General features: G+C 69.1%; 9 protein-coding genes, 1 tRNA gene and 1 pseudogene. 4 read left to right on the forward strand and 7 right to left on the reverse strand.

What is annotated here, in order from left to right; genetic code table 11:
* The coding region (locus MJ785_RS13425) for a class F sortase (protein WP_239381198.1) at positions 1-660 on the reverse strand (660 nt) is incomplete at its 3' end.
* A gap of 79 nt (positions 661-739) precedes the next feature.
* Here MJ785_RS13425 and MJ785_RS13430 point away from each other — a divergent pair.
* The 4 genes and pseudogenes from MJ785_RS13430 to MJ785_RS13445 form a co-directional block, all read left to right on the forward strand.
* Positions 740-1,381 carry a hypothetical protein gene (locus MJ785_RS13430; RefSeq protein ID WP_239381199.1) on the forward strand — a complete coding sequence of 214 codons (642 nt, stop codon included), beginning with the start codon at positions 740-742 and terminating at the stop codon, positions 1,379-1,381.
* Positions 1,382-1,729: 348 nt separating this feature from the next.
* Positions 1,730-1,806 (forward strand) — tRNA-Pro (locus MJ785_RS13435).
* Between the two features lie 565 nt (positions 1,807-2,371).
* Positions 2,372-2,635 (forward strand): hypothetical protein, encoded by a 264-nt coding sequence (locus MJ785_RS13440; RefSeq protein ID WP_239309607.1) that lies wholly within the window; start codon positions 2,372-2,374, stop codon positions 2,633-2,635.
* Between the two features lie 17 nt (positions 2,636-2,652).
* Positions 2,653-3,039, forward strand: a pseudogene (locus tag MJ785_RS13445) (type II toxin-antitoxin system VapC family toxin); the annotation flags it as partial.
* A gap of 158 nt (positions 3,040-3,197) precedes the next feature.
* Here MJ785_RS13445 and der read toward each other — a convergent pair.
* From der to MJ785_RS13475, 6 genes are all read right to left on the reverse strand, one after another.
* A complete protein-coding gene (gene der / locus MJ785_RS13450) occupies positions 3,198-4,601 on the reverse strand; it encodes a ribosome biogenesis GTPase Der (RefSeq protein WP_239309605.1) in 1,404 nt (467 codons plus the stop codon).
* Positions 4,602-4,729: 128 nt separating this feature from the next.
* Positions 4,730-5,473 (reverse strand): lysophospholipid acyltransferase family protein, encoded by a 744-nt coding sequence (locus tag MJ785_RS13455; RefSeq protein WP_370651528.1) that lies wholly within the window; start codon positions 5,471-5,473, stop codon positions 4,730-4,732.
* Positions 5,443-6,249 carry a (d)CMP kinase gene (gene cmk / locus MJ785_RS13460; protein WP_239309603.1) on the reverse strand — a complete coding sequence of 269 codons (807 nt, stop codon included), beginning with the start codon at positions 6,247-6,249 and terminating at the stop codon, positions 5,443-5,445. The genes MJ785_RS13455 and cmk overlap by 31 nt, the downstream gene beginning before the upstream one ends.
* A 255-nt stretch (positions 6,250-6,504) precedes the next feature.
* Positions 6,505-7,632: a prephenate dehydrogenase gene (locus MJ785_RS13465; protein WP_239346385.1), complete on the reverse strand. Its 1,128-nt coding sequence runs from the start codon at positions 7,630-7,632 to the stop codon at positions 6,505-6,507.
* Positions 7,633-7,812: 180 nt separating this feature from the next.
* On the reverse strand, positions 7,813-8,559 hold the full coding sequence (locus tag MJ785_RS13470) for a pseudouridine synthase (RefSeq protein WP_239372865.1): 747 nt from the start codon (positions 8,557-8,559) through the stop codon (positions 7,813-7,815).
* Between the two features lie 12 nt (positions 8,560-8,571).
* Positions 8,572-9,207, reverse strand: a complete 636-nt coding sequence (locus MJ785_RS13475) for an SMC-Scp complex subunit ScpB (protein ID WP_239309598.1) — start codon at positions 9,205-9,207, stop codon at positions 8,572-8,574.
* Positions 9,208-9,286: the final 79 nt, after the last annotated feature.

Here is a 9,286-nt window from a genome sequence, read left to right on the forward strand (position 1 = left end):
GGCATGCGCAAAAACGATCACGTTATCCAGATAGTGGTGGGTTTTCCTGTTGAAATCACCGCCACAGGTGATGAGGCGTAGTTCCGGACGATCAACCGTGCCGTAGACGTCCGCCGCCGGGAAGGCACTCTTCGAGACCTCCTGGATGCGGTCCACCACAAATCGCACAACCGTTCCGTCAGCCCTTTTTATCTCCACCAAGTCATTTTGTTTGATCTTCTCAAGGCGGTAGAAAACAGCTGGCCCGGTTGTTGAGTCGTAATGTCCGACGAGGACGGCCGCACCGACGTCACCTGGACGCGGGCCATATTCGTACCAGCCGATTTCACCCCAGGACGTCGGCACCTGGAGCGTTCCGTCCGAGTTGAGCCCAACCGGCCCGACGGCCGCAGCCGTGCCCAGCGCGGGAATATTCAGGAAGATCGGCCGGCTATCAGCCGTACGCGCCGGAGCGGACACCGCCGCAGACGTACCAGCTGGTGGTTTATCCGTGGCAACGACGCCTGTTGGGACAGTCGTCGCAGGAATTCCAATGTCCTTCCCGAATTCCTGCGAAACAAGCCTCTGGCCGCTCACTCCAATCAGGATGAGTCCAAGCAGAATCAGCCACCGTGCCGGCAAGAGGACTTTCGGCTTCCTCCCGGCAATATCGCGTCCCATGCCGTTCCCCCAGACATCAAATGGCTACTGTGTTGCCCGCGGTAACAGTACCGCTACCGCATGAGAGAAGAGGAAGGTCATGACGCACAGAATTGGCCGGGGTGTGGTGATGCTGGCAATATCGGCAGCCACCGCATTCTTTGTTGGCATTAACCCCGTATCCGCGTTTGCGAATGACGACTCGTGGGACTCGGACTCGCACCACAGCTGGACGATCGATGCGCCGGACAGCCCGACTGCGACGGCCAGCGCCAGCGCCAGCGCCAGCGCGACACCGACGGCTGCCAGCACCACCACAGCCCCCACGCCAACGGCCGCCGCCAGCACCACGGCGCCAGCATGGGGCGGTACGATCACGGCGCCGACTGCTGCCAGCACCACCGCGGCGCCGACAGCGGCCAGCACCACCGCAGCCCCCACGCCAACAGCGGCTGCCAGCACCACCGCGGCGCCGACGGCTGCCAGCGCGCCGTCGTACGGCGCTCCCCACGACTACAAGTGGGACAGCAAGAAGGACGACAAGTCCTGGGAAGGCGCCAAGAAGGACGACAGGTCCTGGTCGGAGGCCAAGTCCTACCCCGCGCCGTCGCATGGCGTCGACGCCGGTGGCGGCGGCACCGCGCCGTCGTTCCCGATCACTCCGGTCGCCGGTGCGGGGCTCGGTGCCGCGATGCTCGGCGCGGGCCTCACCGCTCGTCGCAGGAATCGCGCGACGCAGTGACCAACGGGTCTGGATGCGCCTGGATCTCAGCAGGCGCATCCAGACCGCGGTTGGGCCGACGAGCGCGCGATCGTAACTCCCTCCGCGCGCCGCAGGCTCCAGGGAAGACGAGTCCGGGGGGCGCCGCCGCCGAAGTTTCCCCGCGGCCACCCGAACCGCTGGCCGTCCGGATAACAAGAGCATCCGGGCGGCCGGCAGCCTCTCCCAGCCGGCAGCCAACACCGGACACGGCCCCAGCCCCAGCCCCAGGCCCAGGTTCGCCGGAGCCCTGGGTGACGCGGTGCGAGTCCCGACCGCGTCACCCAGGGCCCAAGCCTGCCTCAGCCATGGGGTAACGTAGGGCGCGTACGGGACGTGGCGCAGCTTGGTAGCGCACCAGACTGGGGGTCTGGGGGTCGCAGGTTCGAATCCTGTCGTCCCGACCAGTATCAAAGTGGCCGCTGACGGGACAGACACCCAGGTCAGCGGCCACTTTTTGTGGATCTTCTTGTTCCCGTCCGGGGTCAGGCTGATCGGGCTTGGGGACCATTTGGGGACCGGGCGGCGCCCAGGTGCCTACTCAGCAGCACTCCGGCGTCGTCGTTGAGGAAGATCGGTTGCAGGCTATTCGTCAGGGCTGCCCACCTGGCTCAGGTGGCGCCGCCAACCCGCACTTGAAGTACGGGCCGTAACGTAAATACGGTCTAGCAATTTCTGTGCGGGTCGCCTAGACTGCTCCCCGCATCGGTCCGCCAACGCACGGAGCTCCTGGTCAGAGCGCCATCCAGGGTCCTGGAGGAGGTCTCGGACCAGGACCCGGACTTTTGGGTGCTCTCGGATCTGCTTGGGCGCGATGCGCTCGGCCTCCAGAAGCGCGGCGATGGCTGGAGGGTTCCTTCCGGGCACCTGCCGCCGACCGAGGCCGGCGGGTGGGCTGTCCGATCCCCGCTACGCAGAGCGATGACGGCTCGCGGCCGAAGGTAGCCCACAACATGCCGCTACGATGTTGCCATGACCGAGATGCCGCTCCCAGACGGCGAGCAGCTTGCCGCTGTGGCCCGCGAGGCCGCCTCGTCCGGGCAGGTTGTCTACCTGACCGAACGAGGCCGGCGGCTGGCCGCGATCGTCCCGGCGGGCTTGGCCGAACTGCTCGAACGCGGCGGCGAGGCGGCCCACGGACGGCGTGTTCTCGGCGCCCGCGCCGCTGGCCGCAGCGGGCGACACGACATCTCCGAGCGGATCGAGGAGATCCTCGCCAGCGAGGTGGCGCCGTAGCTCTCGTCGTCGACGCAGGCCCGCTCTACGCCTATGTCGACGCCGACGACCAACACCACGAGGCGTGCGCCGAGCTGTTGGAAACCCACCCCGGTCCTCTGATCGTGCCGACCCTGGTGGTGACCGAAGTTGTCTACCTGCTCGGCACCCGCCTCGGCACGCACGCTGAGCTTCGATTCATCGCGGACTTGGCCTCCGGCGCGTTCGACGTCGAACCTGTCCACCCAACCGACTGGCTACGCATCGCTGACCTCGTCAACCGCTACCGCAGCCTGCCCCTCGGCACCGTGGACGCATCCGTGATCGCGTGTGCGGAACGCCTCGGCGTCGACGAAGTCGCCACTGTCGACCGGCGCCACTTCACCATCGTCAAGACACACCGAGCGCTGACGCTCCTACCCTGACCCGCGCTGAAAGGCGCGGCTCCAACCGGAGGATTTAGAGGGCCCGGCAATAGGGACGCGGCGTCGCGGGGCTGGGGCACACACCCCACCCCGCTCCCTGATCTACGCACCTGTTGCCGGTCGGTCTGATGTGGGCCGACCCGTCGGTGTGCTGATCGTCACTGGCGCTTCTCACCTCGCTCGCGCACCCGGATAGAGATCTCGATCGGAGTTCCGGCGAAACCGAAGTCCTCGCGCAGCCGCCGCTCCAGGAAACGACGGTAAGCCGGTTCCAGGAATCCCGTCGAGAAGATGACGAACCGGGGCGGCCGCACACCGGCCTGCGTCGCGAACAGCACCCGGGGCAGCCGCCCGCCCCTCGACGGCGGCGGGGTGGCCGCCACGACCTCGCCGAGCCAGGTGTTGAGCCGGCCGGTGGAGATACGCGTCCCCCATGACTCCAGGGCGGACCGCAGGGCTGGCGCGAGCCGGTCGACCGCGCGGCCGGTCATCGCCGACACGTTCACCCTCGGCGCCCAGGCAACCCGGCCGAGGTCTCGGATGATCTCACGTTCCAGAGTGAGGCGACGGTCCTCGTCAAGCAGGTCCCACTTGTTGAACGCCAGCACCAGCGCCCGCCCGGCGTCGACCACCATGGTGATCACCCGTTGATCCTGCTCGGTCAGTGGCTCGCCGGCATCCAGCAGGACGATCGCGACCTCAGCGGCTTCCAGCGCCGCCGCGGTGCGCAGCGAGGAGTAGTACTCCGCTCCGGTCGCCTCCCGTACCCGGCGCCGCAGACCGGCGGTGTCCACGAACTTCCACACCTCGCCCCCGACGGTCACCAGCTCGTCGACTGGATCGCGGGTGGTACCGGCGACCTCGTGCACCAGGGAGCGCTCCGTCCCGGCGAGCCGGTTGAGCAGGCTGGACTTCCCCACGTTCGGCCGGCCCAGCAGCGCTACCCGCCGTGGGCCGGTCACCTCCTCGAAGCGCTCCCGCGGGGCCGCGGGGAGAGCCGCGAGCACGGCGTCGAGCAGATCGCCGCTGCCACGGCCGTGCAGGGATGAGACAGGATGCGGCTCGCCAAGCCCGAGGCTCCACAGCGCGGCCGCGTCCGCTTCCGTCCGGGCGTCGTCGACCTTGTTCGCCGCGAGGACGACGGGCAGCCCCGAACGCTGCAGCACGCGCGCGACAGCTTCATCCGCGTCGGTTGCGCCCACCGTGGTATCGACCACGAACAGCACCGCGTCGGCTGTGTCCAGGGCGACGCGCGCCTGCTCGGCGACGCGGGCGGCAAGCCCACGCGCGTCCGGCTCCCAACCACCGGTGTCGACGACGACGAAACGCCGCCCACTCCAGGTCGCGTCATAGGCGACCCGGTCGCGGGTCACGCCCGGGATGTCTTCGACGACCGCGGCCCGCCGGCCCAGGATCCGGTTCACCAGCGTCGACTTGCCGACGTTGGGGCGGCCGACAATCGCCAGCACGGGCTGCCGCTCGGTGCCACCGAGCGGGTGCTCGGCCTCGTCCTGCGGTAGCTGCGAAGCCACACCCACAACGTCCTCGTCTCTGTTTGTCATGTCTGTTCGCCATCGTTCCGGTACCGCCGTGACCACAGCCGCTCGGTCATGCCGGTGACAGCCCCCCGCGGTGGCTTCCCGGCTGCGGCTTCCCGGCGGCCTCGACGCGGGAGCCGAGCACGTCACGATCAGCTGGGCAGGCGAGCCCGCACGAGATGGTCGGCGATCCGCAACCGGATGTCCTCCGCCACGGCCGCCAACGCTCGGCGCGATCGCGGGTTCGCCGGAACCACCACGTCGAACGGACGCCCGAACACCACCCGGGTGGGCACGGAGCGCCTGGGCCACCGGGCACCCTTCGGCAGGGCCCGAGCGGTGTCGATACATGCGACCGGCAACACCGGGCACCGTCCGTGAACAGCAAGATAGGCGATACCGTGCTGCACCGTCTCCAGCTCGCCCGTTCCCCGGGTGCCCTCCGGAAACACCCCGATGACTCCGCCGCGCCCCAACTCGTCAAGCGCGGTGTGCAGGGCGGCCCGATCCGGCCGGCCACGGTCGACCGGGATCTGGCCGGCAATGGTCAGCAGCATACCAAGTATGCCGCCGTACATTTCGGACTTCACCAGGCAGCGTACCGTACGTGGTGATTCGATGACGACCAGCGGGCCGTCCAGCAGACTGCTGTGGTTTCCCGCAAAGATCACCGGGCCGGTCGCCGGCACGTGCTCAAGTCCCTGGAGGGTCACCCGCATGACGATCTGGTTCAGGACAAACCGCACCGGTGGCTTGAGCGCCCTGTGCGCGACGCCGCGGTAGGGCCTGGACGCCGCCCCGCGCCGCGGCACGCGCGCCGGAGGCTGCCCGGCGCCCGCTTCCATGGCGTCGGGGCTTTCGGCGGTCATGACGCGTCGGCCGTTACCCGTTCGCAGTGCAGCAGAACCTCGTCCACAACAGCCTCAATGGACAGGCTGGTCGAGTCGAGCATGATCGCATCCTCGGGGACAGCCAGCGGATCCGCGGCACGCGTCGAGTCCAGCGCATCCCGGCGATCGAGCTCAGCGAGGGTACGGGCCACGTCGTCGATGCCCTTCTCCCCGAGCTGATGCGACCGCCGCAACGCCCGGACCTCGGTCGAGGCCGTCAGGAACACCTTGACCGGAGCCTGCGGAGCAACGACCGAACCTATGTCACGGCCTTCTACCACGATGCCCGTCGGGGACGCCGCGATGATCTGCCGCTGGCGAGCGACGAGAAGACGCCGGACCGCCGGCACCGCGGCAACCGCGCTCACCGCGTTCGTGACCGCCCTGCCGCGGATCTTGTCCTCCACGGCTTCGCCGTTCACCGCGATCGTGGGACTGTCCGGACTGGTACCGACAGCCAGCACCACCCGTTCGGCCAGTTCCCCCACAGCGCTGTGATCTTCAAGGTCGATCCTGCTCTCCAAGGCGACCTGTGTCACCGCCCGGTACATCGCGCCGGTGTCGAGATAGCGCAGGCCCAGCCGTCGGGCGATCTCCCTGGCGACGGTGCTCTTGCCGGAGCCTCCCGGCCCGTCGACGGCTACGACCAATCCCTCGGACAATCCCTCGGACGTCAATACCTGACTGTGCCCGGTGCAGCGGCCTTCGCCGCCCGTGGACACTTCCTGATTGTCAGTGGCCGTTACGCCCACTGACTCACGGGAACCGCGGTCCTGCTCCACCGCTTCCTCCGTCCAGACGCGACAATTACGCACAAGACCGTGCACACACGAAAACCGCGCATAGGTGGAATCCGCGTACACACAGTAACCCGACTACATCAGAAAACCGTCAGCAACCGACACGGTGAAACCGGCCCAGCCGACCCAGCCAGCCCAGCCGGCCCAGGTCGTCACCCAAGCCGCCGGCCAGGTCAAGGCCGATGTGGTCAGCCCGGATCAGGCTACTCGGGGCCGCCCACCCACGAAGGATGGCGTTCACGACCTGCGATAGGCGGTCCAGCCGGCGGCGGCAAGCCGATCCAGCAGCGTACCCACGATATCGGGCGAAACAGCGATCTCCACAATGCCGGCCGGAGCGTCGAGATTGTGCTCAAACGCGGCGATATCCTCAATATTGATCTCCCAGCCGCCGATCGTCGCAAACAGCTCGCCTAGCTGACCGGGCCGGTCCGCAAGCACCACTCCGACCCAGGCCCAGGCCAACGGCCGCATCGCCGCGCTGGCCTTGCGCGGCAAAAGCGCCCGGCCGGTGTTTCCAGCCGCCATGAGCCCGCGGACAACCTCGATAACCTCCTGTTCACCACCCCGGTCGAGCACCTCGGCCAACCTGGCGAGCTTTTCGCTGAGCAGCCTGGCCCGGACAGCGACGGGCCCGCGGTTGCCCTCCAGAATCGACGACCACAGGCTGGGATCGCTGTCGGCCAAGCGGGTGGCGTCCCGGAACCCCTGGCCCGCAAGAGCCAGCTCGCCTGCGTCGAGGTCGGGGGTGGCGGCGGCCAGCAGGCTCGCGACCACCTGCGGCAGGTGGGACAGGACAGCCATCGCCGTGTCATGACGGTCGGGCGTCGCGCGCACCGGTGTGGCACCGCACGCCCGCGCGATCGCGATCGTGGCGGCCAAGGCGGCAGGTGAGGTGTGCGGCACCGGGCAGACGACCCAGGCTCGCTCGGCGAACAGGTCAGCACGGGCCGAGGCCGCGCCGCCGCGCTCACGCCCGGCGATCGGGTGCGCGGGGCACCACATCGACAGATCGCATCCAGCCTGGACGGCCTCGACGATCGGCCGGGCCTTCACGCTCGCGACATCACTGACCGTCTCGGCGAGCCCCGCCCGCTGCACCTTCCGTAGCTCACCGGCGACAGCGTGCGGAGGAACCGCGATGACCGCATGCCCCACGGGCTCACCATGCCATGGCTGGCCGGCACCCATGGCCTCGGCGACCTTGATCTGTTCAGGATCGATGTCGGCCAGCAGGACCTCGATGCCGTGGACGCCCAGTGCCAGCCCGATACTGGTACCGATCAGGCCGGCCCCCACCACACCGACCCGGCCCGGCGGCGGTCCGGGGGGCGGGAATCCCGGTGTGGCGGGCGCGACAGTCACCGCGCCACCCTACGGCGTGTTTCGGGAGTCGTCGTTCGACCAGGGAGCCAGACAGCCGGCTTGCCCAAACGCGCGCCACCAGCCAGCCGAACACGGGAGGCACGGCAGGCGCGACAGGCACGGGAGGCGTTCCCGGCCTGCACGGAACTGATTGTGACGGCAGTCATGGCGACATCCGCGTCACAGCGCGACCTCGTGGTAGAGCGCGCCGACCTCCGCCTGGGAAAGGTGCCGGGTCCGGCCGGCCCGCAGCGAGCCGAGATACACCGGCCCGATCCGGGTCCGCACCAGCCGGCGCACCGGGTGGCCCACGGCGTCCATCAGGCGACGCACGACGTGCTTACGCCCCTCGTGCAACGTGATCTCAAGCATGACCCGCGGCCCGGCCGAGCTCACGATCCGCACGGCGTCCACGGTCACCATCCCGTCCGTGAGGGTGACCCCCGCCCGCAGCCGGCGCGGCACGTCCCGACCGACCGGCCCACTCACCTCGACCAGGTAGGTCTTGGCGACACCGAACGACGGATGCGCCAGCCGATGTGCCAGCTCCCCGTCGTTGGTGACCAGCAGCAGGCCCTCGCTGTCGGCGTCGAGCCGCCCGACGTGGAACAGGCCGGGGGCGTGGTCGGTCACCAGGTCCGCGACGGTCGGTCGGCCCCGGTCGTCCGACATCGCCGACAGCACCCCGACCGGCTTGTTCAACGCGAGGTGAACCAGGCCCGCCTTGGTCACGACCCGTGCGCCGTCGACCTCGATGACCGCGGTCTGCGGGTCGACCCGAAGGCCCTGCGCCTCGACGACCCGGCCGTCCACCCGCACGCGGCCCGCGGCGATCAGCTCCTCGCTGTGCCGCCGGGACCCGAGCCCCGCCGCCGCGAGAACCTTCTGCAGCCGGACGCCCTCGGTATTCACGTCACCGGTTGTCATGAGCCCAGAATGTCATGAGCCGACAATGTCATCCACGTCGGCGATGCCGGGCAGCAGCGGGGCGAGCGGAGGCAGTTCGTCGAGGTGGCGCAGACCCATCCGTTCCAGGAAGTAGGCAGTCGTCCGGTAGAGCGTCGCCCCGCTCTCCGGGTCGCTGCCCGCCTCCTCCACGAGCCGGCGGGTGGTCAGCGTACGGATCACACCGTCGGCGGACACACCCCGCACCGCGGAGATCCGCCCACGGCTCACCGGCTGCTGGTAGGCGACGATCGCCAGCGTCTCCAGCGCCGCCTGGGACAGTTTCGGGCTCTGCCCGGCGAGCACGAACCGCTCGACCCAGGGCGCGCACTCATCGCTGGTGTAGAAACGCCAGCCGCCACCGACGTCACGGAGGCTGAAGCCCCGGCCCTGCTCGACGTAACCGCGGGCCAGCCCGGCAATGACACGCTCGACCTCCGCGTGGGGGACGTCGAGGCTCACGGCGATCTCCGTAACCGGGACCGGGTTCTCCGCGACCATCAGGATCGCCTCGACGAGCGCGGGCAGCGGCGGGCGGGCCACCGCCTCGGCCCCGCTCGGCTCGGCCAGCAAGGGCCGCTGGCGCTCCGCGGTTTCGTGCGCGGCGGCCGGGTGGACATCCGCTGTCATCGTTGTCGTGTTCCTCGCTTCCTACGCTGGCCGGCGTTCAGGTCAGCCGCATCCAGATCAGCCGTGGTCGGGCCGGCCG

Source organism: Protofrankia sp. CiT1, from assembly GCF_917627335.1.
GTDB lineage: Bacteria > Actinomycetota > Actinomycetes > Frankiales > Frankiaceae > Protofrankia.